The sequence below is a fragment of the Hyphobacterium sp. genome (assembly GCF_965217055.1).
Classification (GTDB): Bacteria; Pseudomonadota; Alphaproteobacteria; order Caulobacterales; family Maricaulaceae; genus Hyphobacterium.
Genome location: NZ_OZ244227.1, coordinates 731,803 through 754,981, shown reverse-complemented (window position 1 = coordinate 754,981; position 23,179 = coordinate 731,803). Strand labels below are relative to the sequence as shown.

Annotated in this window: 24 protein-coding genes and 1 tRNA gene; 12 read left to right on the top strand and 13 right to left on the bottom strand. The window is 63.1% G+C overall.

Annotation, left to right across the window (positions count from 1 at the left end):
* The first annotated feature begins 84 nt into the window (after nucleotides 1–84).
* Nucleotides 85–675, top strand: coding sequence for a hypothetical protein (locus ACOOFN_RS03790; RefSeq protein ID WP_420433834.1), 591 nt, complete (start codon nucleotides 85–87; stop codon nucleotides 673–675).
* A gap of 72 nt (nucleotides 676–747) precedes the next feature.
* A complete protein-coding gene (locus ACOOFN_RS03785) occupies nucleotides 748–936 on the top strand; it encodes a hypothetical protein (RefSeq protein WP_420433832.1) in 189 nt (62 codons plus the stop codon).
* A 7-nt stretch (nucleotides 937–943) separates the two neighbouring features.
* Here ACOOFN_RS03785 and ACOOFN_RS03780 read toward each other — a convergent pair whose 3' ends face one another.
* Complete coding sequence (locus ACOOFN_RS03780) at nucleotides 944–1,357, bottom strand: hypothetical protein (RefSeq protein ID WP_420433830.1); 414 nt, start codon at nucleotides 1,355–1,357, stop codon at nucleotides 944–946.
* Between the two features lie 200 nt (nucleotides 1,358–1,557).
* On the opposite strand from ACOOFN_RS03780, the gene lpdA reads away from it, so the two are divergent.
* From lpdA to ACOOFN_RS03765, 3 genes are all read left to right on the top strand, one after another.
* Nucleotides 1,558–2,985, top strand: coding sequence for a dihydrolipoyl dehydrogenase (lpdA, locus tag ACOOFN_RS03775; protein WP_420433828.1), 1,428 nt, complete (start codon nucleotides 1,558–1,560; stop codon nucleotides 2,983–2,985).
* 8 nt (nucleotides 2,986–2,993) lie between these two features.
* Nucleotides 2,994–3,410, top strand: coding sequence for an acyl-CoA thioesterase (locus ACOOFN_RS03770; protein WP_420433826.1), 417 nt, complete (start codon nucleotides 2,994–2,996; stop codon nucleotides 3,408–3,410).
* A 68-nt stretch (nucleotides 3,411–3,478) separates the two neighbouring features.
* Nucleotides 3,479–4,363: a cation diffusion facilitator family transporter gene (locus ACOOFN_RS03765; RefSeq protein WP_420433824.1), complete on the top strand. Its 885-nt coding sequence runs from the start codon at nucleotides 3,479–3,481 to the stop codon at nucleotides 4,361–4,363.
* On the opposite strand, the gene ACOOFN_RS03760 is transcribed toward ACOOFN_RS03765, so the two are convergent.
* On the bottom strand, nucleotides 4,360–5,268 hold the full coding sequence (locus ACOOFN_RS03760; protein WP_420433822.1) for an alpha/beta hydrolase fold domain-containing protein: 909 nt from the start codon (nucleotides 5,266–5,268) through the stop codon (nucleotides 4,360–4,362). The two genes, ACOOFN_RS03765 and ACOOFN_RS03760, sit on opposite strands and share 4 nt — an antisense overlap.
* A 198-nt stretch (nucleotides 5,269–5,466) precedes the next feature.
* Nucleotides 5,467–6,546, bottom strand: coding sequence for a malate/lactate/ureidoglycolate dehydrogenase (locus ACOOFN_RS03755; protein WP_420433820.1), 1,080 nt, complete (start codon nucleotides 6,544–6,546; stop codon nucleotides 5,467–5,469).
* Nucleotides 6,547–6,650: 104 nt separating this feature from the next.
* On the opposite strand from ACOOFN_RS03755, the gene ACOOFN_RS03750 reads away from it, so the two are divergent.
* A complete protein-coding gene (locus ACOOFN_RS03750) occupies nucleotides 6,651–7,322 on the top strand; it encodes a hypothetical protein (protein ID WP_420433818.1) in 672 nt (223 codons plus the stop codon).
* A 41-nt stretch (nucleotides 7,323–7,363) separates the two neighbouring features.
* Here ACOOFN_RS03750 and ACOOFN_RS03745 read toward each other — a convergent pair whose 3' ends face one another.
* Complete coding sequence (locus ACOOFN_RS03745; RefSeq protein WP_420433816.1) at nucleotides 7,364–9,343, bottom strand: cation:proton antiporter; 1,980 nt, start codon at nucleotides 9,341–9,343, stop codon at nucleotides 7,364–7,366.
* 3 nt (nucleotides 9,344–9,346) lie between these two features.
* A complete protein-coding gene (locus ACOOFN_RS03740; protein WP_420433814.1) occupies nucleotides 9,347–9,979 on the bottom strand; it encodes an NAD(P)H-dependent oxidoreductase in 633 nt (210 codons plus the stop codon).
* Between the two features lie 164 nt (nucleotides 9,980–10,143).
* Between ACOOFN_RS03740 and ACOOFN_RS03735 the strand changes: the two genes are divergently transcribed.
* A tRNA-Met gene (locus tag ACOOFN_RS03735) sits at nucleotides 10,144–10,220 on the top strand.
* A gap of 34 nt (nucleotides 10,221–10,254) precedes the next feature.
* Here the strand turns inward: ACOOFN_RS03735 and ACOOFN_RS03730 are convergent.
* Complete coding sequence (locus ACOOFN_RS03730) at nucleotides 10,255–10,560, bottom strand: rhodanese-like domain-containing protein (protein WP_420435001.1); 306 nt, start codon at nucleotides 10,558–10,560, stop codon at nucleotides 10,255–10,257.
* A gap of 216 nt (nucleotides 10,561–10,776) precedes the next feature.
* On the opposite strand from ACOOFN_RS03730, the gene ACOOFN_RS03725 reads away from it, so the two are divergent.
* The 3 genes from ACOOFN_RS03725 (at nucleotide 10,777) to ACOOFN_RS03715 (ending at nucleotide 13,557) form a co-directional block, all read left to right on the top strand.
* Nucleotides 10,777–10,950: a YetF domain-containing protein gene (locus ACOOFN_RS03725; RefSeq protein ID WP_420433812.1), complete on the top strand. Its 174-nt coding sequence runs from the start codon at nucleotides 10,777–10,779 to the stop codon at nucleotides 10,948–10,950.
* A gap of 99 nt (nucleotides 10,951–11,049) precedes the next feature.
* Nucleotides 11,050–11,466 (top strand): large conductance mechanosensitive channel protein MscL, encoded by a 417-nt coding sequence (mscL, locus tag ACOOFN_RS03720; protein WP_420433810.1) that lies wholly within the window; start codon nucleotides 11,050–11,052, stop codon nucleotides 11,464–11,466.
* 135 nt (nucleotides 11,467–11,601) lie between these two features.
* Nucleotides 11,602–13,557, top strand: coding sequence for a response regulator (locus ACOOFN_RS03715; protein WP_420433808.1), 1,956 nt, complete (start codon nucleotides 11,602–11,604; stop codon nucleotides 13,555–13,557).
* Between the two features lie 23 nt (nucleotides 13,558–13,580).
* Here ACOOFN_RS03715 and cutA read toward each other — a convergent pair whose 3' ends face one another.
* Nucleotides 13,581–13,943 (bottom strand): divalent-cation tolerance protein CutA, encoded by a 363-nt coding sequence (gene cutA, locus ACOOFN_RS03710; protein ID WP_420433806.1) that lies wholly within the window; start codon nucleotides 13,941–13,943, stop codon nucleotides 13,581–13,583.
* Between cutA and queC the strand changes: the two genes are divergently transcribed.
* Together queC and queE are read left to right on the top strand one after the other, a co-directional pair.
* Nucleotides 13,942–14,652, top strand: a complete 711-nt coding sequence (queC, locus tag ACOOFN_RS03705; protein WP_420433804.1) for a 7-cyano-7-deazaguanine synthase QueC — start codon at nucleotides 13,942–13,944, stop codon at nucleotides 14,650–14,652. The genes cutA and queC overlap by 2 nt on opposite strands.
* Nucleotides 14,649–15,278, top strand: a complete 630-nt coding sequence (gene queE, locus ACOOFN_RS03700) for a 7-carboxy-7-deazaguanine synthase (protein ID WP_420433802.1) — start codon at nucleotides 14,649–14,651, stop codon at nucleotides 15,276–15,278. The genes queC and queE overlap by 4 nt, the downstream gene beginning before the upstream one ends.
* A gap of 6 nt (nucleotides 15,279–15,284) precedes the next feature.
* Here the strand turns inward: queE and ACOOFN_RS03695 are convergent, their stop codons facing one another.
* The 6 genes from ACOOFN_RS03695 to ACOOFN_RS03670 form a co-directional block, all read right to left on the bottom strand.
* Complete coding sequence (locus tag ACOOFN_RS03695; protein ID WP_420433800.1) at nucleotides 15,285–15,455, bottom strand: hypothetical protein; 171 nt, start codon at nucleotides 15,453–15,455, stop codon at nucleotides 15,285–15,287.
* 443 nt (nucleotides 15,456–15,898) lie between these two features.
* Entirely contained in the window at nucleotides 15,899–16,114 is a 216-nt protein-coding gene (locus tag ACOOFN_RS03690) for a hypothetical protein (RefSeq protein WP_420433798.1), read from the bottom strand.
* A gap of 65 nt (nucleotides 16,115–16,179) precedes the next feature.
* Nucleotides 16,180–16,878, bottom strand: coding sequence for a pirin family protein (locus tag ACOOFN_RS03685; RefSeq protein WP_420433796.1), 699 nt, complete (start codon nucleotides 16,876–16,878; stop codon nucleotides 16,180–16,182).
* 102 nt (nucleotides 16,879–16,980) lie between these two features.
* A complete protein-coding gene (locus tag ACOOFN_RS03680) occupies nucleotides 16,981–18,339 on the bottom strand; it encodes a mechanosensitive ion channel domain-containing protein (protein ID WP_420433794.1) in 1,359 nt (452 codons plus the stop codon).
* 43 nt (nucleotides 18,340–18,382) lie between these two features.
* Nucleotides 18,383–20,449: a hypothetical protein gene (locus tag ACOOFN_RS03675; protein WP_420433792.1), complete on the bottom strand. Its 2,067-nt coding sequence runs from the start codon at nucleotides 20,447–20,449 to the stop codon at nucleotides 18,383–18,385.
* The gene (locus ACOOFN_RS03670) at nucleotides 20,446–23,178 is read right to left on the bottom strand and encodes a DUF4159 domain-containing protein (protein ID WP_420433790.1); all 2,733 of its coding nucleotides are present in this window, start codon (nucleotides 23,176–23,178) and stop codon (nucleotides 20,446–20,448) included. The genes ACOOFN_RS03675 and ACOOFN_RS03670 overlap by 4 nt, the downstream gene beginning before the upstream one ends.
* Nucleotide 23,179: the final 1 nt, after the last annotated feature.

Sequence of the window (23,179 nt, the reverse complement as noted above, 5' to 3'; positions counted from 1 at the left end):
GAGAGGGAATCACGTTTCACACCATCGTGACCCTGTAGCGCGCCGATCTCCGGCATGATCCAACCCCGAACAGGGGAGATCGCCATGAAACACGCACTTTCCATGCTCGCCGCGCTGGGGCTCGCCGCGACGGCCCACGCCCAGGTGACGGGAGAGGGGACGACGCGCTGCGGCGACTATGGTGCGCCTCATCCGGACGCGCCCGAGGCATTCGCGCAATTCGCTTTCATCATCGGCGATTTCGACGTTGGCTATCGGACATGGGACGCCGAGGCCGAAGCATGGGCCGAACCGCAATTCCAGGCGCGCTGGAACGGCTATTACGGGCTCAACGGCCGGGCCATCATCGATGAATGGTTCGATCCCGGTTACGGCTATCGCGAGCAATCCGGTACCGGCATCAATATTCGCCTGTATGACGCGGACGAAGGCCGCTGGGAAACAGCCTGGCACTACACGGCGAACTTCGAGGTCCGCGAACTGCACCAGGAAATGCGCGAAGATGGCCGGCTCTGGCTCTGGCAGGTCTATCCCGAAGCTTCCGAACGCCGCGTCTGGTTCGAAACGCTGGACAATGGTGAATGGGCCCGCTTCGAACAGCAGCAGAACGAGGCCGGGGACTGGGTCAATGCGGTGATGCTGCATGCCGTGCCGGCAGATTGCGCGACCGATTAGGCATCTTGCCGGCGGGCAGTGCGGAACCTCGTCGCCGACACCGCGTTCCCCTCGAAAGCAGAGGAGGAATTCATGCGTTCATTCTGGATCTATCTCATAGGTACGCTGATGGCAGTCGCGGCGATCGGCTACGGTCTTTACGCCGCAGGCGTTGGCACGACATGGACGGTGATCGCGGTCCTGCTGGTCGCCGGAATCGGCATCGCCAGCGGTGCAGGACTGAGCAAGAAAAAGTCGAGCGATTCCGGTGACGCCGGCTAGCCGGGCGCTACGTTAACGTCAGCCGGTCGCGCGCGAACTGGCGTAACCAGTCGCGACCATCTTCCGCCGTCCGGAATACCTCGATTTCATACCGGCCGGCCACGAAGGGCATGGTCTTCCAAAGTCGCACAATGGGCAGATTGTGCTCGTCCTCGACGACCCACGCCATCTTGAAGTTGGGCCCGCGCAGTCGACGGATGCGGTCGACCTCTTCACGCAATTCGCCGCGCATTGTTTCCAGCGTAATGGCGGAAATGTCGGTGCCTTTTTCAAGGTTACCGAGGCAATTCATGCCGGTGCGCCAATCCGGCGAGAAATAAAGCCCCTGATGCAGGCGGCTGAACGTTGAGAAAGTCAGTACGCCGCGCAGCCGGAATTCCACGATATTTCCCTGTCCCGGGAAGCTGATATCGAATGTCATGACAACCGGCTCCTGCATTCGCCGCGCGCGCGTGTTTTTCTCGAGCGCGCGCCTCTAGGGGGCAATTTCGGCGCAATCAAGGCAGGTTGCCTGGGGCCCGCAGACAAAGCCGCGTGAATACCCGCCATGCATCACCGCCCCTTCCCCTGAAACATCTCCCCGGTTAAACCGGCGCCAATTGTCTGTACGAGGAATTCGGCATGAGCGAACTGACCTGTGATGTTCTGGTAGTCGGCGGCGGCCCGGGCGGATACCCGGCCGCTATTCGCGCCGGTCAGCTGGGCCTCGACACCATCATCGTCGACCGGGATGGCTGGGGCGGAACATGTCTCAACCGTGGTTGCATCCCGTCCAAGGCGTTCATCCACGCGGCCGACAAGTTTGCGGAAATGGTCGAGCATGCCGAGGACGGAAAGCTGGGCATCTCGCTGTCAGCCAAGCCGAAGCTCGACATGAAAAAACTCGTCGCCTGGAAGGACGAGATCGTCGGCAAGCTCACCGGAGGCGTCGAACAGCTCCTGAAGGCAGCGAAGGTCAGGGCGATTTCCGGCTGGGCGGAGTTCGAGAATGCCAAGACCTGCACCATAAAGCTGGAAGACGGATCGACCCAGACGATCACAGCAAAGAACGTCATTCTTGCGACAGGCTCGGTCGAGGTCGAACTGCCCTTCCTCAAATTCGGCGGCAAGGTGATCGGCTCCACCGGTGCACTCGATCTCAAGAAACTGCCGAAGAAGCTGGTGGTCGTCGGCGGCGGCTATATCGGTCTCGAACTGGGCATCGCCTATCGCAAGCTGGGCTCCGAGGTGACCTTCGTCGAGGCGCTCGACCGCATCCTGCCGGTCTATGACAAGGAGCTGACCCGGCCGATTCAACGCTGGCTCAAGGAAAATGACGTTACGGTGCATACCGGGTGCAAGGCCAAGGGCGTCGTCGAGGACGATGGCAAGACCTTCCTCGAATTCGAGACCGCCAAGGGTGAGACAGAACGTCTCGAAGCCGACAACATTCTCGTCTCTGTCGGCCGCAAGCCCAATCTCGGCGGCTGGGGGTTCGACAAGATGGGCATCCCGACCAATGGCAAGTTCATCCAGGTCAATGAGCGCTGCGAGACCGGCATGCGGGGCGTCTACGCGCTGGGCGATCTTACCGGTGAACCATTGCTGGCTCACCGTGCCACCGCCCAGGGCGAGCGCGTCGCCGAGATTATCGCCGGGCACAAGACCGCCTTCGATCCGGTCGCCATCGCAGCGGTCTGCTTCACCGAGCCGGAAGTCGTCGGCGTCGGCCTCACGCCCGACGAGGCGAAAGAGCAGGGCGAGACCGTTATCACTGGCAAGTTTCCGCTGGTCGCAAACGGCCGCTATCTTTCCATGGAAGGCGGTGCCGATGGTGGTTTTGTGCGCATCACGGCGCGCGAGAGCGATCATGTCATTCTCGGCATCCACGCCGTCGGCAAGCATGTTTCCGAACTGTCCGGCGAGTTCGCGCTGGCCATGGAAATGGGCGCCCGTCTCGAGGACATCGCCGGCACGGTGCATGTCCACCCGACGCTGACCGAGGGCTTTGCCGAAGCCGCGCTCGCCGCGCTCGGCCACCCGATCCACATTTCCGCGCCCAGGCGCTAGGCGAAGCGTTGGCGAGCCTCGCAACCACCTACGAAACCGGTTTCGTGCACCGCCAATCAGTGGTCGAAGCCGATATCGACTTCATGGGCCATGTGAACAACCTCATCTATCTGCGCTGGGCGGCCGAAATGGCGGAGCGGCACTGGGAGACGGCGGCCACACCTGAAATGAAGGCTTCGGGCCTGTGGGTCGTACTGCGTCACGAAATCGACTATCTGCGCGAGCTGAAGCTGGGCGATGAGGTCGAGCTGCGCACCTGGGTCGATCCGGTGAAAGGCGTGCGCTGTCCGCGTCATGTCGATATCCGCAAGGCCGGCACCGAGAAGCCTTCAGCGAGAGTGCTGACAACCTGGACCTTCATCGACGCGGCAACCCATCGGCCCAAACGCCTTCCGGCCGACATCAAGGCCCTCTTCGGGATGTAACGCCGCGGCATTCCGCGATGGCGTGCATCGTTATGTTATAACTATCATATTGATATAACTGAATAAACATGATCCAAGGCGTCATGCCTCACGATCATCACGACCACGATCATGCCCGGGGAAACGAAAAGCGTGCCCTCTTTGCGGCGGCGCTGACGGCCAGCTTCATGGGCGTGGAGTTGATTGCCGGAATTCTCACCGGCTCACTCGCCCTGATTGCCGATGCCGGACACATGCTGGCCGATTCCGGTGCGCTGATCTTTGCCTGGCTGGCTTTCCGAATCACCCGTCGACCAGCCGATGCGCGCCGCACATTCGGCTGGGGTCGCTTCCAGGTTCTGGCAGCCTTTGCCAATGGCATAGCCCTGATCATGCTGACGCTGTGGATCTTGCTGGAAGCCATCGAACGCATCGGCGAGCAGCCGGAGATTGCCGGCGCACCCATGGCGATTGTCGCCGTGTTAGGCCTTCTGATAAATCTCGGTGCTTTCGCCGTGCTTCACGGCGGAGACCGCGAAAATCTCAACATGCGCGGCGCCCTGTTGCACGTCGCCGGAGACATTCTCGGATCGATTGCGGCAATTGTCGCTGGCATCGTCATTCTGACCACCGGCTGGACGCCGATCGACCCCATCCTGTCGGTTCTGATCGCCATGTTGCTGTTAAAGGCCGCTGCCGGTCTGGTCATCGAGTCCGGCCGCATCCTGCTGGAAGCCGCGCCGGACCATATCGACCGGAATGCAGTGGCCAACGATCTCAGCGCCAACACGCCGGGCGTGCTGCGCATTCATCACATGCATCTCTGGGCCATCGCGCCTGATCGCCTGGTCGCCACCTTGCACGCCGTTCTTGAGGAAGATGCCTGTGAAATCGCGACGATCAGCGCGATCCGTAAACGCCTTCTGGCGCATCACGGGATCGGCCATGTCACCGTGGAAGTGGAACGGAACTAGCCTTCCAGCGCGTCTTCCAGCCACGCCGTCATTGCCGCGAGGTCGAAGTCCGGATCGTGTTCGCCGCCCTCGGTGCGGACATGCGTGTAGGTGGCACCGGCTTCATCCAGCACGGTCAGCATGTAATCGCCCTGGTCGACGGGCACGACGGGATCATCAACGGCGTCGATCATGTAGAGTGGTGGATCGTTCACATCGACATAGGTCGCAGGTGAAGCCTGGACGGCGATTGGCGGGCTGACCTGGTAGTGATTGTCCATGCCGAAGAAAGGCACGCCCGTATACATGGCAATGGTCTGTGCAGCATAGGACGATGCCGTGCTCGGATCGCCCGCCAGCATGAAGGGCGTGGCGATGCCGACAACCGCCTGGACGGCGGCCGATGTCTGGTCGATCGGATCGGCTCCATCGCCCGGTTCATCGTCCATCAGGGCGGTCATGGTCGCCAGATTGGCGCCGGACGAATGGCCGAGTGTGGCCATGCGCGCAGGATCAATGCCCCATCGCCCGGCTGTGGCCCGGACATAACGCACGGCGCGGCGCGTATCATTCACGGCCGCGGGAAAGCGGTTGCCCGGCGAGGAGCGGTGATTGATGACAAAGGCGGTGAAGCCTTCATCGTTCAAGGCCCCGACCACGGCGCGCATATAGTCATAGCCCACCATGTCCTTCAGTGGCGGGGCGGAATAGATTTCCGGCCGGTACCAGCCCGACCCGGGAATCACGACCACGCCGAGCCCGTTACTCTCTTCCGGTAGATAAACGTCCATCAGCATCGCAGCGCCCGACACCATGCCGTAGACGACATTGCGCTGGTCCGGTGTGACGAGCGGTCCCTCGTCCTGCGCGAATGCCGGTCCGATCAAGAAGGCTGCGCCGAGCGCGGCGGCCAGAAGGCGGTGCATGATGTCTCTCCCCGTTTGGTCGGCGCGCATTGTGAACGCTGTTTACCGCCTAGGGAAGTGGCTAACCCCTCACCCTCGAAAGCCGAGCACTCGCGAGACCGCCTTTCTCTACCCTCTCCCGTTTTGAAGGGGAGAGGGACAGACTGCGAGATCGCGAAGCGTCGAGCAGGCGGGGTGAGGGGTTCAGTCTAGTGACAACTAACCCAACCGCTGCTGGACCCCCACCGCCTTGGCCGCATCGTTCAGCTGTTTCAATGTTTCCGGATCCAGCGGCACGCCTTCCGCTGAACGGCGCTTCTTCAGGGCCCGCTCGGGGTCGCCGGGCGCTACGACCGGGGAATCCCAGTCCGCCGGCGGCGAGGCGAGGGCATAATCCCACATCGCCTCCATTTCGCGTTCCATCGCGGCCGGATCGCCGAACGCGTCGGGTGATAGCAGGATTGCGGTCATATGATTGCGGATCCCGCCGCGGCGCGCATTTCCGGGCTGGATCGTTCCGCCGCCGGACAGAACGCCAGCCAGCAATTCCGCCGCGAACGCCAGGCCGTATCCTTTGTGATTCCCGAACGGCGCGAGCGCGCCGGCCTGTTCGAATCCCTTGAAACCGGACGGGTCGTCGGTCGGCAATCCGTTTTCGTCGAGGATCGAACCGAACGGCACACGCAATCCCTTGTTTGCGGCCACCCGCGCCTTGCCCATCGCGATCCGGCTGGTCGCCATGTCCAGCAGGAAGGACGGCTTGGTGCCCGAGGGCGGCAAGGCGATACAGACCGGATTCGTGCCAAAGCGTGAATCCGTACCGCCATAGGGTGCGACCATCGGATCGTGATCTGTGACATTGACGAAAAAGAGCGCGGCAAACCCTTCATTCACCGCGATCTCGCCATAGGCTCCGATCCGGCCGAGATGGTGTGCATTCGACAGGGTGACGGCGCAGACACCGAGGGCTTCTGCCTTGGGGAAAGCCGCCGCCATGGCCGCTTCTCCGGCGATACGGCCCCAGCAATCCCGGCCATCGAGCTTCACGATCGCGGCGTGGTCATGGACAATTTCCGGCGTCGCTTCGACATCGACCAGTCCCGCCTCCGCATGTTTGAGATAGGCGGGAAGCAGACCGATACCGTGGCTGTCATGGCCGGTCAGATTGGCCGTGACGAGGTGCTCGGCCACTCGCTGTGCGTCAACGCTCCGGGCGCCGGCCTTGACCAGGGTGGCGGCACAGAAAGCGGTCAGCTCTCGCGCCGCAATGCGGATATCGTTCGGGTCCATGTCCCGCATTTTACGCCCCTTGCCCCTCCACGCCAGTGCTGTCGGTCAGGCGCGCTCCCGACTGCTCCGGACTCGCGCATGTGGAAGATTTTGTTTCCGTTTTGCCGATTGGGATGGCAAGTTTCCCCGGGGCCGAGGGGGTATCTCGCGTGGAATTCGGAAATATCAGCGAAGTCGTGACTGCAATCGCGGCAATCGTCACCGCTTTGTCGGTGGTGATCGCCGCCCAGCAATTCAATCTGAGCCGCAAGAATGCCACAGCGGAAACAGCGCGGCAGAAGAAACAGGCCGCAATCGACGCATCGCGCATCTATATCGATAACAAGCGTCCCGAGACGGATCTGATGCTGCAATTCGTCAACAATGCCTGTCACATCAACAGTCGCATCATCCAGGACATCGAGAAATTCCATACGCCTGAACTGCCGGTTGCGCTGCTCGAAGACGTACGCGGCTGCGTCGAATTCTACGATCGCGACGCGCTGGGCGAACTGGGGGAAGATGAAGGACGGATCACCGGACTGTCTCCCAAGCACATCATCCAGCTGCGCTGGCTGATGATCGATTATCTCAACACGCTCGAAGCGGTGCTCATGTTCTGGTGGCAGGGTACTGCCAACAAGACTCTGCTCGAAGAAGAGTTCGGATTCCTGCGCTCGAATGCCGACAGTGCGCGGCCAGTGCGTTACCTCGTCGAAGCTTTCGGCGAAGCGAATTTTCCGGCCATCAGCGCCTTTCTGAAGACAGGCACTCGGAAACAGGCCCCCGAACCCGACCTCGATTGACACCATCAAAACCGGTCAGAACCGCAGTGTGAACGCGCCTGTCACCGGCTTGTATCATCGTCGGCGTTGTCCTCGTCCGGCCGTTCGGCTGGCGGCTGCCAGGCGCGGTCGATGGCATTGTTGTCGGCGCTGCGGTCGCTCCTCATCGTATCCATCATCATCTGGTTCTGCCGCCGCGCAATCGCGACATATTCCTCGTTGTCGAACACGTCGACATTCTCCTTCCAGGCCGTGGCCAGCTCACGCAGCGTGTCGCGGTCGTGCCGAACAAAGAAGCGGACGGCCTTCTCGACCTCGAACGGGTGTTCGCCCAGTGCCTCCAGCGCGCTGCGCCCGGCGCGGACCGCGCTGTCGAAGGTCTCGCGGATGATGTCGTCGGCGCCGGCGGCATAGAGCTGATAAACATGGTGCCGGTCGATGGCGCGCGCGACGATGTGTATGTCCGGCCGCTCCCGGCGCACATGCTTGACGAGCTCCGTCAGCTTTTCCTTGTCATCGATCGCCGCCACGAATTGCCGGGCCTCTTTAAGTCCCGCCGCATGCAGCAGGTCGGGCCGCGTTGCATCGCCATAAAATGTCTTCACGTCGAATTTGCGAACGCCTTCGACCAGATCGCTCCGGTGTTCGAGCACCACGGTTTCATACCCGGACGCGCGCAGCAGTCGGTTGACGATCTGTCCGAAACGGCCGTGCCCGGCGATGATGGTGGTTCCGCGCTCGTCGATCTCGTCGGCCTCCCGGCTCGGCCCGTCATCGCTGAATTTCCGCGCGAATACCTGCTCGTAGAGGATGAACAGGAGCGGCGTGACCAGCATGGACAGGGCCACCAGCAACGACAGGACAGGCTGCAGGTCAGGTGGAATGACATCGTTCTGGATGTTGAAGGACAACAGGACGAAGCCGAATTCGCCCGCCTGGGCAAGCGACAGGGTCATCAGCCAGCGATCCCGCCCGCGGATCCGGAAGATCAGGCCGAGGGCAAACAGGACCAGCGCCTTCACCGCGATCAGCGCGGCGAGCAGGCCGAGGATCAGGGACCAGTCGGCGAGGAAGACATCGAAGCGGATGCCGGCCCCGACCGTGATAAAGAACAGCCCCATCAACAGGCCTCGGAAGGGCTCGATATCGGCTTCCAGCTCGTGCCGGTATTCGGAGTTCGCGAGCACGACGCCGGCCAGGAAAGTGCCCAGCGCGGGCGACAGGCCCACCATTGTCATCAGCAAGGCGATGCCGATCACCATGAACAGCGCAAAAGCTGTGAACATTTCACGTAGGCCGGAGCGGGCGATGAACCGGAACAGGGGCCGGGTGAGGTAATAGCCACCGCCGACGATCAGCCCGATGGCGGCCAGTACGACCGGCGGATAGGCCCAGCCGGGCAATTGATCGACGAGGTTGAGATCGGGGCCGTGCCCGCCTTCACCATGATCATCACCTCCATGTTCGCCCGCCGCCTCTGCGCCGGTGCCATGAACCGCGACGTCCTCGGCGCCGCTTCCCATCAGGTCCGGCATGGCCAGAAGGGGTAGGAAGGCGAGCATCGGGATGACCGCAATGTCCTGAAACAGGAGGACGGAAAACGCGCCGCGTCCGCCTTCGGTCTTGTCGAGCCCTTTCTCGCTGAGCGATTGCATCACGATCGCCGTCGACGACAAGGCGAAGGTAAGGCCGATGGCCACTGCCACGGTCCAGAACACGCCAAGCGCCATCGCTGCCGCCGCGATAAGCGCGGCGGTAATGACGACCTGCAAACCGCCGAGGCCGAGCAATCGCAGCCGCATGTCCCACAGCGCCCGGGGTTCCAGCTCAAGCCCGATCAGGAACAGCATCATGACCACGCCGAACTCGGCGAAATGCTGCAGGTCCTGGGTCTCGGATCCGACCAGGCCGAGCACCGGGCCGATCAGAACACCGGCGATCAGATAGCCGAGCACCGACCCCAGACCGAGCCGTGTGCAGATCGGCACGAGGATGACCGCCGCTGTCAGATAGATCGTCGCGTCGAGTAGAAACCCGCCCATCGGCTAGCCTTTCACCAGAGAATCAAGCCTGCCATTGAGCAGCGGCAGACCGCGCGCCGTCTCGATATCGAGACGGCGGTCGCGCAGCGCGGCAAGCACGCCTTTCCATTCGGCGACGAATTCATTGAGCCGGTTGTCCTCGCGGGCATGGCCGGCGGAAAAGAAGGCGAGCGGCGGCAGATAGACCATGCCGCACAGCTCGGCGGTCTGCTCCAGCGGCGATAACAGGGTCCGCAGCTTGTGGTGATTGTACCCGTCAGGCGCGTAGGCGGATTCGCTGCCGCCCGCGGTCAGTGCCGCGAGAAACAGCTTGCCGCTTAGCGCAGTGCCGCCCGACCCGTAGGCCCAGCCATGTTCGAGCACGATATCCTGCCATTCCTTCAGCAGGGCCGGCGTGGAATACCAGAACAGGGGAAACATGAAGATGATCACATCGTGCTCGGCCAGTCGCGCTTGTTCGCGGTCGGCATCGACATCGGATCGCGGGTATTCGGCGTAGAGATCGGCGAAAGTGACACCGTCGCTGTCTCGCGCGGCCTGGCGTAGCGCACGGCCGGCGAACGACCGCCGCGGTGCCGGATGAGCGGCCAGTACGAGAATGCGCCGCGGCGCCGCGTCTTCGCTCGGAATGCCCATTTCCCCTCCCGGACCGATTCAGGTGATCAACATAGGCGGGCGCGGCTGTCATCGCCATGCCCGCGAGGGCAATGATCTGAATCCGGGTGCTTGCACTGGCCGAATGAGCGAAGTATATCGCCTGTCCTTCCGGTGCGAGCCGCCTGCGGCGCGCACACCGGTGTGGCGGAGTAGCTCAGCTGGTTAGAGCAGCGGAATCATAATCCGCGTGTCGGGAGTTCAAGTCTCTCCTCCGCTACCACCGATTCTCCAGACAAGAATTCAAGTTTGACGCATCAGTCTCGTTGATCCTGCGATGCTTGCCAGGCGCCCATCGAGCCGAGATAGATGTCGAGCTTTTCAAAGCCCTTGGAGGCCAGCCACCCGGCGGCGACGGTCGCGCGCTTGCCGCTGGCGCACATCAGCGTGTAGGCGCGGTCCTTGTCGAGCTCCTGCCATTCTTCGTTCAGATGGCCGAGATAGATGTGGCGGGCAGCGGCGATGCTGGCGTCCTCGACCTCGCCGATCTCGCGGACATCGAGCAATGTCCAGTCATCGCGCCCGTCATCCAGCCGCGCGCGCACCGTTTGCGTGTCGACCATGGGCAGACTGCGAAAGCGTTCGCCCGACGCCACCGCTTCGATCACGCCCGTATAGCCGCCGGCAATATTGTCGAGGCCCATTCGGGTAAGGTGTTCTGCAGCGGTCTGCACCTCGGCGTTCGACGCGGCGATGAGGCCGACACGATCGCCTTCACCGATGAACCAGCCCGCAAAGCCCGGGCCCATGTCCGCTGGAAGCGAGATCGAGCCGGGAAGATGACCGAGGCCGACCTGTACGCAAAGCTGCGCGAGGCGAATGTGCTTGAGATGTCGGCGGTTCGCGCTGCTGTGCTCGAGCAAACCGGCGATGTATCCGTGCTCCACGGCGACACATCGCTGGATAACGCGATTCTCGACGGCGTCAGGTCCGCTCAAGGGGCGAATGCCTGATTGCATGCATAGTCGAACGCTTACTACGGATTGTCACATGCCCCGGTGACACGGCCCGGCAGCAATGTTAACCAGTTGTAATAATCGGAGGAGGGCTCAATGCTCAAGGAATTCAAGGAATTCGCCATGCGTGGCAATGTCGTCGACCTCGCGGTCGGCTTCATTCTCGGTGGCGCGTTTTCGACCATCGTCCGTTCGCTGGTGAACGACATTCTGATGCCGCCGCTGGGCCTGTTGCTCGGTGGTGTCGACTTTGCCAATCTCTTCATCACGCTCGGTGACGCCGAATATGAAAGCCTTGTCGAAGCTCAGGAAGCGGGCGCGGCGACCATCAATTATGGCCTTTTCATCAACAATGTCATTGCCTTCCTTATCCTGGCCTTCGCGCTTTTCCTGATCATCAAGGGGATGAACTCGATGAAGAAGAAGCAAGAAGAGGTTCCCGCCGAAGCGCCGCCGCCGCCGCGCGAGCAGGTCCTGCTTGAGGAAATCCGGGACCTTCTGGCCCGCAAGTGATCGAACGCTCAGTCAGGCCCTGATCGAATCAACCTGTGCGGGTGCGTGCGGGCCCGACAACATTAACCTTCTGGCCACCATGTTCATGGCTTTCTGGACCGAACTGATTCGATATATCCAGTGGCGGGGCCAGGCGTGTTCGGACTCAAGTTCAATTCAAAATCCCAGACCCGACAGCAGGAGCTCGCCCAGAAGGCGCGTGATGTAAACGAGGGTGCGCTCGAGGAGATCGACCGTGCACGCATGGCAATCTACTTTCGCAGCGGCCTGACGGCGGCACCGCTCAACATCATTAATGGTCTCATTCTCGGCGCCATGCTGCTTACAGCCGCCGCCCCCCTGTATGTTGGCATCTGGTTTTCGGCCGGCGTGTGTTTCGCACTCGGCCGGATGTGGCTGGCGCGGATCGCCTTGCAGAAAGGCGGCCGGCTCCCCTGGATTCTGGACCGGCTGTTCCTGTCACTGACGGCCCTGTCGGGCGGTATCTGGGGGGTCGCAATCTTCCTGCTGCCGCAAGACCAGATGACGATCGCGCACTTCGCTGTAGGCTTCATTGTCGCCGGCATGACAGCAGGTGTCGCCCTGTCTTCGGCAACCCGCCCGATTGGCATCATCGTCTATAACGCGCCTGCACTGGCGGCGATAATAGTTTACCTTGTGTCCATCGGGCGCCTCGAATCCTACGGCCTGGCTGCAGTCCTGGGGCTTTATTTCGTGGTGACGCTGCGGATTTCCGCGCAGTATCGGAACACGCTGAAAAGTGCTTTCGAAGCCAATGCATCGCTGGAGGGGGCGCGCACGCGCGTCGAGACCCAGGCCAAGGCGCTGCGGGAGCTGGCGCGCCGCCACGAACAGACCGCAAAGCGCGGCGAACAGGCCATCAGGGAAAAGTCCGCCTTTCTGTCCAGCGTCAGTCACGACATCAAGAATCCGCTATCCGGCATCATGGGCGTCGCTCGCCGGATTTCCGAGGACGAGACACTCGACGACGACACGCGCAAGAAAACCCGCCAGATCTACGACGCCGGCGAAATGCTCATGCGTTTTGTCGCCGACCTCCGCGATGTGTCCATTATCGAGTCCGGACAATTGTCGCTGGTGCCGGGCGAGATCACGATCGAGCGGCTCGTGCGCGACACCTGCATGGTGTGGGAGCCCAAGGCAAGGGACAAGGGGCTTGGTTTCAATATCCGGGTGACCGGGGATGACCGCCTCGTTCTGGCCGCCGATACAGCGCGCCTGAAACAAATGCTGTTCACCTATGTCCGCAACGCCTTGCGCTATACCGCCAGTGGCCAGGTCGACCTGACCATCGATATCGAGAGGCACGACAATCGCGTGAAGCTGACGGTCAAGGTCGACGATACCGGCAAGGGCGTTCCGCGCGAAGCAGAAGGCCGTCTGTTCAAGAGCTTCTTCGAATCAGACGATGACGGCGTCCGCGTCATGGATGGCACGTCGACGGCGCTGACGATCACGCGCCATCTCGCCGAGGCCATGGGTGGCAAAGTCGGATATGAGCGCTGTCGTGAAGGCGGCTCGCATTTCTGGTTCACGATCGAGCTCCCAAGCCTCGAAAGGCATGAAGAGGGCGGCAGTGTCAGCGGCGCAGCGCCCGCAAGCGCAACGGCAATCGAAGACACGCCACCGGTAAAGAACGCACAACCGATGCATGCGGGTCTGCCCAACCGACCACTCCGCGTGCTCGCAGCCGAAGACAACGCCATCAACCGCACCGTCATCGAAGGTTTCCTGGTGGCCAAGGGTTGGTCGGTGGAGTTCGCGGAGAATGGCGAGGATGCCGTGAATGCCGCAACGAATCGCGCATTTGACCTGATACTGATGGATATGCGGATGCCGGTGATGGATGGTTTGCAGGCCACCAAGGCCATCCGCGACCTGCCGACGACGGCCGCGATGACGCCGATCATCGCATTGACCGCGAATGCACGTCGCGAAGACGAGGCTGCCTGCCTCGCGGCCGGCATGGATGGCTTCATATCCAAGCCGATCGACACCCAGCGCCTGTTCGACACCATTGCCGGTGTGCTCGCCGACGAAAGTTCAGGTTCTGTGGCAAAAGCCAGCTAGCCGACCGGGCTGGGGGCGGCTCATCAGGCCTGACGCAGGCCTGTCTCGGACCGCACCCATTCCAGAAAACCGGCAGAGCTTCCTTCCGGTTCTACCAGCCATTCGAGGATCGCGGGTTCTTCGTACGGGTGAAGGCTTTTCACGCGTTTGCAGCAGTCGGCAGCGCGCGATGTCTTCAGGATCATCACCCATTCTTCTTCGCTCTGCATCTCGCCTTTCCAGCGATAGAGCGATGTACCGGCCGGCAGGAGGTTGGCGCAGGCGATGAGCCGCTCTGCCAGAAGCGTGTCGGCGGCTTGCCGCGCACTGTCGGCCTCCGGCCAGGTCGTATAGATGAGACTGACATCTGACATCGCGGCCTGTTTAGCCTTATAAGCGCGCGGCATGAAGACCAATACGCCTTCCTCCGCACTCGTCCTGTTCTCTGGCGGCCAGGATTCCGCAACCGTGCTGGCATGGGCGCTTGCCAGGTTCGCGCGGGTAGAAACCATCGGATTCGATTACGGCCAGAGCCACGAAGTCGAACTTGAAGCGCGGCAGCGCCTGCGTGCCGGTCTCACAGACCTTGATGCCGATTGGGCAGGGCGCCTTGGCCCCGACCATGTTGTTGATCTTTCCGGCTATGGCGCGCTCGCCGAGAGCGCTTTGACGGCCGAGATGGAAATCGCCTGGCGGGAAGACGGTCTGCCGACGACCTTCGTACCGGGACGCAACCTTGTCTTCCTGACCGTCGCATCGGCGCTCGCCTATCGCCGAGGGATGCGGCGATTGGCCGGTGGAATGTGCGAGACCGATTTTTCCGGATATCCTGATTGCCGCAGGGAGACGATCGACGCGACCGAGCAGGTGCTGACCCTGGGCCTGCAGCGGGACATGCCGATCGATACGCCGCTCATGCAGCTGACAAAGGCTCAGACATGGGCCCTCGCCGACGAGCTTGGAGGTCAGGAGCTGGTCGACCTGATCGTCGAGCTTAGCCATACCTGCTATCGCGGTGACCGCGGGCAGCGCCATGATTGGGGCTATGGCTGCGGCGATTGTCCGGCATGCGAACTCCGTCAGCGCGGCTGGCACGACTGGCGGGCAGGCAAATGACCTATGCGGTCAAGGAAATGTTCCTCACTGTGCAGGGCGAAGGCGGCCAGGCCGGTCGGCCGGCGGTCTTCTGCCGCTTCGCCGGCTGCAATCTGTGGAGCGGTCTGGAGCGGGATCGCGCTTCCGCCGTGTGCAATTTCTGCGACACCGAATTCGTCGGTACGGACGGTGTTGGCGGCGGCAAGTTCAAATCGCCCGCCGACCTCGCGCAAGCTGTTGCGAGCTACTGGCCGGGGGGCGGGCGCCCGCTGGTGGTCTGCACTGGTGGCGAGCCATTGCTGCAGCTGGATGCCGAATTGATTGACGCTTTCAAGAAGCAGGGATTCGAGATTGCGGTGGAATCGAACGGTACCATCGCCGCGCCCGACGGAATCGACTGGCTGACGGTCAGCCCGAAAGCCGCTGCCGAACTGGTGCAGACAACGGGCGATGAACTCAAGCTGGTTTACCCGCAACCCGGCGTCGATCCCGCCCGCTTCGAGCATCTCGACTTCAAACGGTTCTCGCTGCAGCCGATGGACGGAACGAACCAGATGAAGAATGCCCAGACAGCGTTTGAATACTGCCTGGCGCATCCCAAATGGTCACTGAGCCTTCAGACCCACAAATGGATCGGCGCGCCCTGAAACCGGCTAGGAACCGGAATTGACCGTGTCTTCAAGACTGTCGGCAAGGCGCGAGGCAAAACGGTCGAATGTCCGGTTCGCATCGGTCCATACGCTGGCATAGCGGGCATCCTGGATGCTCGGTGTGGTCCAGCTGTAATCATAGCTCGCCAGGACGCTACCGTCCGCGTGGCGCAATTGCGCGGTGACATGCGCGCCGCCACGGCCATAGCTCTGCCAGGACAGGCCCGAAACACCCTGCTGGGCAAAAGTCGGCCGGTTGGCGTGGCATCTTCGATGACCACATGAAGCATGGCCGGTGTATCACCTTCCGCCAGCAGCGACACCGAACGCAATTCGCGCTCGAGATCTGCCGTCAGCGTCCTGATCAGGCGATCGAACTCGCGGCGACCATAATCGCTGCCCTTTTCCTCGAGCTCGGTTCCGATCGTGATTTCGGCGATGGCGACCGGTGCGATCGGGCTGCCGGCATAGTCAGCGGTGAAATGCTGGGCAAAAGCGGGCGCTGCCATCGACGCCGCTCCCAGGACAGAAATCAGAACACGCATAAGCGATTCTCCCAAAAGCAAACTGGCCCCTCTGTTACAGTATAACATACCTGTATTCGTCTGTCAGGAGAATTAGTTGTCATCCTCGTCGTCATCGTCGTCGCCATCGCCCGGAATCGCCGTGCGTACGACGGCTTCACCGACATTGCCGGCGGTCTCCAGGGCGGTGCCGGTTGTCCGGATCGCGGTTTCCGCGACCATCGAGGTGGCACCGATGACGAGGCAACCGGAAAGGGCCGGGGCGGAAATAACGAGGCTGAGCAGAACGAGGGCACGCCGGACGGTCATGATAATCTCCAGATCAAAGCTGGATCATGATCGCCCGGCGGCGATTCACAAAGGGTGAAGATGCACTAGCGTGTGTCAGCCAGGACCAGCTCGGCATCCTCGTGCGCCGTGATCGTCAAGGTTTCGACATCGCGTATGGCGGCCCCGTCGCGGGCATGGACGGTTTCGCCATTCACCTCGATCCGGCCGCGTGTCGTCGCGAGGTATTGGTGCCGCCCCTGTGCCGGTACATAGCTGATGCTCTGACCGGCTCTCAATGTCGCCCCCATCACCTTGGCGTCGGCGCGGACCAACAGACCGCCATGCGCTTGCGGATCGTTTGAAGCCAGCACGACAAGCTCGCCGGCGCGATCATCCTTGGGAAAGGCCATCGCGTCCCAGCGCGGGTTTCCACCGCGTTGCTCGGGCTCGATCCAGATCTGGAAGATCCGGGTCAGCGCGTCTTCCTGATTGTACTCCGCATGGCGAATACCCGAACCGGCCGACATCACCTGGACATCGCCGGCGACGGTCCGGCCCTTGTTGCCGAGGCTGTCTTGATGGCTGATCGCCCCGTCGCGGACATAGGTGATGATTTCCATGTCGGCGTGCGGATGTGGCGGAAAGCCGGTCTGGGGCTGGATTTCATCGTCGTTCCAGACGCGCAGTGCGCCCCAGCCCATGCGGGCGGGGTCATGATATTCGCCGAAGCTGAAATGGTGACGGGCATCGAGCCAGTCGATCCGGAACCGGCCCAGGCCGTCGAAAGGGCGTACATCGATCATGAAGATCTCCATCAAACATGTGTCTGATGAGCCAGATAGGGCGCGGTGATTGGTGCAGAAATGGCAGGTTTGGCGGCTTTTTGTTTCCGCCCGGGATATAATCTACTCATCCCTGGCCATGCGGACCTCGATCGGCGTCCCGCCCTTGAAATGGATATCACGCTGCGGGAAGGGGAAGGCGACCTTGTGCTCGGCGAAGGTTTTCCAGATCGCCAGCAAGACCTCGCTCGAGACATTGTTGACGCCCTGGCCGGGGTCGGCGATCCAGAACCGGATTTCGAGGTCGATGGCATTGTCGCCGAAACCGCGGAGCAGGCAACGCGGTGCGGGCGAGCCCAACACGCGCGGCACGGAACCGCAGGCCTCCACCGCCAGTTCCATCGCCTTGGGCACGTCGGTCGAATAATCGACGCCGATGCCGCGTTTGATCCGCACAGCGTGATCCGAAAACGACCAGTTGATCACCTTCGTGGTGATGAACTCCTCGTTCGGTATGAGATGTTCCATGCCGTCGCGCGTGATCACCGAGGCGAAGCGCATGCCCAGCGAATTCACCCGCCCATACGTGTCTTCCAGCGTGATCACATCGCCGGGCTTGATCGAACGGTCGAGCAAGAGGATGACGCCCGACACCAGGTTGGAGAAGATCTTCTGCAGGCCGAAACCGATCCCGAGACCGACGGCACCGGAGAAGATCGCCAGCGCACCGAGCGGAATGCCAAGGCTGGAAATGGCCAGCAGAACCGCCGCAGCCAGGAGCGTGATCTGCACGGACTTGCCGATCAGCAGCCGCGCCGACGGGTTGAGGCTGGGCAGCTTGTTGATCCGCGCCGACAGCACGGCTGCCACGCGTGAGGCGAGCCAGTACAGAACGATCAGCAGGACCAGCGCCTGGATGGCAGACATCACCGAAACACGACCATCGCCGACCTGCATGCCGAGCGAGTCGAGAAAACTCCGTGTTGGGTCGAGCCAGCCGATGATATTCATGGCCGCCAGCGTCCAGCCGAGTATTGCGATCGTGCGCGACCAGAACGGCTCGGTGATAAAGCCGCTGATCGACCGGATAATCGCCCAGGCCCCCACCAAATTGGCGCCGAGCCTCACCCAGAAATGGTCCATCTGCAGCTGCTGCAGGGTGAACAATACGGCCGACAGGAAGACCCAGGCTATGGCCGGGCCAAGGACGGGCGTCAGAAAACGCACGGCCGCACCGCGCACCCGGCGCAGCACGCCAATGCCGAACAGCTGGTCAAGCGTGCGCGAGAACGGCTTGCGCAGCGCGAAGGCAATGATCGCGGCGATGAGGAGTGCGGCGACCTGAACACCGAAATCGACGCTTACGAGCGCCGATTGCAGCCAGTCCCAGAGCTCCAGCATCCGCTCGCGCCAGATCTCCGGATCGGCGAGTTCTTCGAGATCCGGGGTCTCGATTTGCGGCTGCGGTGAATTGCTGACCATGAATCAGGACGATAGGCCAGATTGCCCATACCCGTCGAGCGCCTTATTGGCCCTCGCGACGCCAGCCCCAGCCCAGCGCCGCCACGATCAACAGGAGAACCAGCAAAGCGGGTAGCAACGGCATCCGGTCCGCGCCGCGCACGATGTAACGCTCATTGCGCTGCAGACCATACCAGTTGCGGCCCGACGCATCGGTGCCGGCGCGCGTTCGTCTGATGCCGGGCAGTTCAGGCTGGGCCGTGGCGCCCAGCACATAGGATCCGCCGCCGGTTTCCCGGACCAGCGGGTCGAGCACGTCCGACGTCGGTTGCAGATTGGCATATTCCAGCGGGTTGAGCGGACCAAGCGCGGTGACCGCGGTCAGATCGCCGGAACGCAAACGCACCAGGCCGGCCTGCTCGGTGACATCGGTGGCCGCACCGAACCGGCCCGGCTCGCCGGTCGGCGTCATATCGAGCGTTTCCGTGCGCCCCGAGGGCCATTCCAGTTCCAGCTCCGGTGGCGCGTCCGCCAGCGTTGTGCGCTCGGCGATCAACTCGCCATTGAACGCCGCCGCCGACAGGCGCTCCTCGTCCAGTTCCGGCTCGCCCATCAGCCAGTGTGCGACGCGGCGGAACATCTCGCCGTGCGGGCCGCCGCCCTGATAGCCGCGCGCCCACAGCCAGCTCTGGTCGGACAGGACGACTGCGGCGCGGCCTTCCCCGGCGCGCGCCAGCACCAGAAGCGGGCCGCCATCCGGCGATTCAAGGAGCGTCTCGCCGCCGAGCACGGTGGCATCAATCCGGCGGAACCATTCGCCCCACGGCGCTTCGCTTTCTGTCGGCGCGAGATTGGCCGTAACGGGATGGCGCTGGCCGGCATCGGTCACTTCCGGCCGGAACGCGCCGCTGGCGACAATACCGGTCGGTCGCGCCGGGATCACCGCAGCCAGCGGCGAGCGATAGATGGAGACAGCCTGTCCGAATGGCGGACCGGCGGTGATCAGGAGTGCGCCGCCATTGTCCACATAGCGCGCGATATAATCGAAATAGAGCGGCGGCATGATACCGCGGCGGCGGTAACGGTCGAAAATGACGAGGTCGAATTCCTCAAGCCGTTCCTCGAACAATTCGCGTGTCGGGAACGGGATCAGCGACAATTCGTCGACCGGCGTCGTGTCCGCCCTGTCGAGCGGGCGCAGGATGGTGAAATGCACGAGATCGACCGACGGGTCAGATTTCAGCAGGTCGCGCCAGGTCCGGGCACCATTGTGCGGTTCGCCGGTCACCAGCAGCACGCGCAGCCGGTCCCGCACGCCGGTCACGGATACGGCCGCGCGGTTGTTGATCAGCGACAATTCCTCCGGCCCGGGGTCGACTTCGATCTCGATCACGTTTGGACCGCGATGCTCGACCGGTGCGGTAACCGTGGTGTCCGTGCCGATCGTGATTCTCGCCGTTTGCGGCTGGCCGCCATCAACCCGGAAGGTGAGCGTCGCCGTGCCGGTCATCGCGTCATCCTCGACCCGAATGACGAATTCCGCGGGTTCGTCGACCAGGCCGTAGCGAGGGGCCTCGACGATCACCAGGCGGCGGTCGCCCTGGTCCGGATTGCCGGTCAGCAGATGATGAACCGGTGCGCCGATGTCGAGGGAAGCGACATCGACAGGAACGTCATGAACGCGGCCGTCGGAGGCAACAACGATACCCGCCAGCCGGTCGCGGGGAATGCCGGCGAGCGCCGCCTGAATAGCGTCGATGGCGCGTGTGCCGTCGGCACTGTTCCCGATCTCGGCCTCGACCAGTTCGAGCTCCGGGTCCGCCGCGGCACGGGCGCGGAGGTCGGCAAGCGCGGCATTTGCGGCGTCCGCACGGCCCGGAATTTCCATGGAATCCGACCGGTCGATCACGGCGAGCACAATGTCGGGCAAGGGCTCGCGGTCTTCCTCGACGAGGGACGGGTTCATCAACACAGCCGTGATCAGCACGATCGAAAGGCTGCGCCAGAGCCAGCCATTGAGCCGACGTACGGCACCTGCTGCGGTCATGCCCAGCGCCAGCAGGGTCAGCGCTGTGATTGCCCATACCGGGATCAGGGGCGCGAAGTCGAGTGTGGTAGCCGCCGCACTCATTGGCCGAGCCTTTCCAGCAGGGCGGGAATATGGACCTGGTCGGCCTTGTAGTTCCCGGTCAGCGCGTACATTGCCAGATTGACGCCGAACCGCCGGGCCATCTCGCGCTGCCGGTCGCCGCCTTCGACCGGGTAGAGCGGCTGGCCATTGTCATCCACGGCCCACGCCGACGCCCAGTCATTCGCGCCGATAACCACGCCCGATGTCCCGTCGCGCGAGGCACCGTCAGGATCGGCTTCCACCCAGACCCGGCCACCGCTCACGCGGCCCGGGAAATCCTGCAGCAGATAGAACGACTTGGTCAGCACGTGATCGGGATCGACAGGCGCCAGCGGCGGCACGTCGATCGCTTCGAGGACGCGGGCAAGACCGGGATGCGGTGCGCCGGCACGCGACACCGCGACATCCGCATCCTGTGTATCGAACACGATCAGACCGCCCGACTGGATGTATCGATTCACGCGGGCCGCCGCCGCGTCCGACAAGGCCGGCGCATCATTGGTGATCGGCCAGTAGAGGATCGGGAAGAATACCAATTCATGGGTCTCGACATTCACCGCCATTGGCGATTCCGGCTCCATCGCGCTGCGTCGCCAGATCTGCTGTGAAAGACCTACAAGTCCGGCCCGGCTGCGCGCGTCGATCTCGCGATTGCCGGTCTCGACATAGCCGAAGCGCAGATCGAGCGCGGCGTCGAGTTCGAAACTGTCGAGATATTCCGGCTCCTGGGCCTCGACAGCCGGCATGGCGAAGACCAGCCCGGCGGTCAGCACGAGCGCTGCGACTGCACCACCGCCACGCGGAAACCGCAGGCGTGGGAACCGGCCGGCGAGCGCCAGTGCCAGGATCGCATCGATGGCCAGCAGGATCAGCGCCAGTGCCAGCAACGGGCCGGCAAAACGCCGCTCGGCCGGCGCTTCGAGATTGGCGTAGACAATGCCGGGCAGTGCGCGTGGAAGCGCCTGCAGCGTGTCGCCAGCGCGCAAGACGTTCAGCGCGGCACTCGCGGCGCCGAGCCGGTAAATACCAGGCGGCGTCGTCGGGCTGGCGCTGGCCTGTTCCCAATTCTGCGCAGGAACCGGGCGCGCTGACACCGGCGGATTTGCCAACCGCCCCTGCCCGTCGAGCGCGCGGTCAATGACGTAGGCACCGGCCTGGGTCGGGATTGCGCTACCGCCCTGGGCGAGTGCTGACACGCGGCGCAGCATGCGTGGAAACAGCCCCGTCAGCGGTAGATCCGACCAGTCGGGCCCGGCTGTGACATGGAACAGGACCACCCAGCCTTCGCCCTGCCGCATGGCTGTGACCAGCGGCGTTCCGTCCTCGAGCCGCGCCCAGACACGGTCGGCCGAGGCCGTACCGGGCTCTGCAAGCACTTGCCGCGAGACCGTGGCCTCGGCGGGAATGGCAAGTCCGGCGAAGGGCGAATCCGTGCCGAAAGGCGCCAGTCTCTGCGGGTCTTCCCAGGACAGGGCACTGCCGAACAACCGGCCGCCTTCGCGTAATTGCACGGGCAAAAGCGTATCTGGCCGGGCGGCCAGCCGCGGGCCGGCAAACCGGATCAGCAGACCGCCGCGATTCACGAAATCCGTGACCCGGGGATCGTCTGTCCGCGCGGCATCGACCATGATCAGGGCCGAGACATTCGCGTCGAACAGCGCGTCGAGACCGTCCCGCCGGGCATCTGTAAAGGGCTCGATCGCCCGCATAATGTAATGCAGATCGGACAATAAGGGCTGCCCGTCTTCGCTCGCGGCATCGATCACGCCGACCCGCGGCCGCTGCCAGGCATCATCGGTCAGCTGCGTCCCGCCAGCCGAGCTCTGGCCTTCGATGCGGATCGCCGACACGCGGTTGCGCAAATCCAGCGGCAGTTCGATCTCGGCTCTGGCGCTGGTGACGCTGGCGCCGAGTTCGACTTCGGTGCGCGCCACGGCCCGGCCATCCGCTGCCGTGGCGACCAGCGCGACGGTGCGATCCAGTTCCGAACTGACCCGCTGCACATCAACCGCAAACCCGTTCGGCGTCACGATGGGCGTGCCAAGGGCCAGCGGCGACCGGCCCGGTCCGGGCAACACGGCCGTCACCGGTCCGAGCGGACCCAGTATTCCGGCGAGGTCCTCATCGCCATTGGTTTCGAGACCGTCTGTCAACCAGAACACCCGCATCGAATTCGATAGCCCGCCATCCTCCATGGCCTGCCGGATACGTGCAGCGGCAACCGCGCGGTTCGGCGGCCAGGGTCGGACCTCTTCGCCTTCCAGCTGGCGGCGCGCGGCATCCGGATCGCCGAGTACGAGCTCCGCATCAGGCGTGTCCTCGGCCGTGAACACGATGGCCGCTGTCCGTCCGGCCTCTTCGGCGAGGTCGAGCCGGAAATTCGCTTCTCGGACCATGTCGCGCCATGAACTGGCCGACGCCCATCCATTGTCGATCACCAGCAGCAGCGGGCGCGCGGTCGCAACTTCCGGCTCCGGCTGCCAGACCGGCCGAGCCAGCGCAATGATCACGATCGTTGCGAGCAGCAGGCGAAAGACGATCAGCCACCAGGGCGCATGGTGCGGCGTCTCGGCATCGTCCGGTGCATCCTCGAGCAGACGCAGGGGTGGAAATACGGCGCGCCGGGGCGGCGGCGGCGTTGCGCGTAACAGGCGCCACAGAATCGGCAGGGTCAGCAGACCCAGCAGGGCCAGCGGTGCGGCGAAGGCGAGGGGTCCGATCGCGAACATC

Coding starts and splice junctions, on each gene's coding strand:
- ACOOFN_RS03730 (WP_420435001.1), bottom strand. CDS start 10,560: ATGGTCGACACGCAAACGGTGCGCGCGCGGCTGGATGACGGGCGCGAT.
- ACOOFN_RS03745 (WP_420433816.1), bottom strand. CDS start 9,343: ATGGGCGGGTTTCTACTCGACGCGACGATCTATCTGACAGCGGCGGTC.
- ACOOFN_RS03760 (WP_420433822.1), bottom strand. CDS start 5,268: ATGCACCGCCTTCTGGCCGCCGCGCTCGGCGCAGCCTTCTTGATCGGA.
- ACOOFN_RS03725 (WP_420433812.1), top strand. CDS start 10,777: ATGACCGAGGCCGACCTGTACGCAAAGCTGCGCGAGGCGAATGTGCTT.
- ACOOFN_RS03765 (WP_420433824.1), top strand. CDS start 3,479: ATGATCCAAGGCGTCATGCCTCACGATCATCACGACCACGATCATGCC.
- ACOOFN_RS03670 (WP_420433790.1), bottom strand. CDS start 23,178: ATGTTCGCGATCGGACCCCTCGCCTTCGCCGCACCGCTGGCCCTGCTG.
- ACOOFN_RS03680 (WP_420433794.1), bottom strand. CDS start 18,339: ATGGTCAGCAATTCACCGCAGCCGCAAATCGAGACCCCGGATCTCGAA.
- ACOOFN_RS03780 (WP_420433830.1), bottom strand. CDS start 1,357: ATGACATTCGATATCAGCTTCCCGGGACAGGGAAATATCGTGGAATTC.
- cutA (WP_420433806.1), bottom strand. CDS start 13,943: ATGCCGCGCGCTTATAAGGCTAAACAGGCCGCGATGTCAGATGTCAGT.
- ACOOFN_RS03740 (WP_420433814.1), bottom strand. CDS start 9,979: ATGGGCATTCCGAGCGAAGACGCGGCGCCGCGGCGCATTCTCGTACTG.
- ACOOFN_RS03755 (WP_420433820.1), bottom strand. CDS start 6,546: ATGCGGGACATGGACCCGAACGATATCCGCATTGCGGCGCGAGAGCTG.
- ACOOFN_RS03785 (WP_420433832.1), top strand. CDS start 748: ATGCGTTCATTCTGGATCTATCTCATAGGTACGCTGATGGCAGTCGCG.
- ACOOFN_RS03675 (WP_420433792.1), bottom strand. CDS start 20,449: ATGAGTGCGGCGGCTACCACACTCGACTTCGCGCCCCTGATCCCGGTA.
- lpdA (WP_420433828.1), top strand. CDS start 1,558: ATGAGCGAACTGACCTGTGATGTTCTGGTAGTCGGCGGCGGCCCGGGC.
- ACOOFN_RS03750 (WP_420433818.1), top strand. CDS start 6,651: ATGGCAAGTTTCCCCGGGGCCGAGGGGGTATCTCGCGTGGAATTCGGA.
- ACOOFN_RS03790 (WP_420433834.1), top strand. CDS start 85: ATGAAACACGCACTTTCCATGCTCGCCGCGCTGGGGCTCGCCGCGACG.
- ACOOFN_RS03685 (WP_420433796.1), bottom strand. CDS start 16,878: ATGATCGATGTACGCCCTTTCGACGGCCTGGGCCGGTTCCGGATCGAC.
- queE (WP_420433802.1), top strand. CDS start 14,649: ATGACCTATGCGGTCAAGGAAATGTTCCTCACTGTGCAGGGCGAAGGC.
- ACOOFN_RS03690 (WP_420433798.1), bottom strand. CDS start 16,114: ATGACCGTCCGGCGTGCCCTCGTTCTGCTCAGCCTCGTTATTTCCGCC.
- mscL (WP_420433810.1), top strand. CDS start 11,050: ATGCTCAAGGAATTCAAGGAATTCGCCATGCGTGGCAATGTCGTCGAC.
- queC (WP_420433804.1), top strand. CDS start 13,942: ATGAAGACCAATACGCCTTCCTCCGCACTCGTCCTGTTCTCTGGCGGC.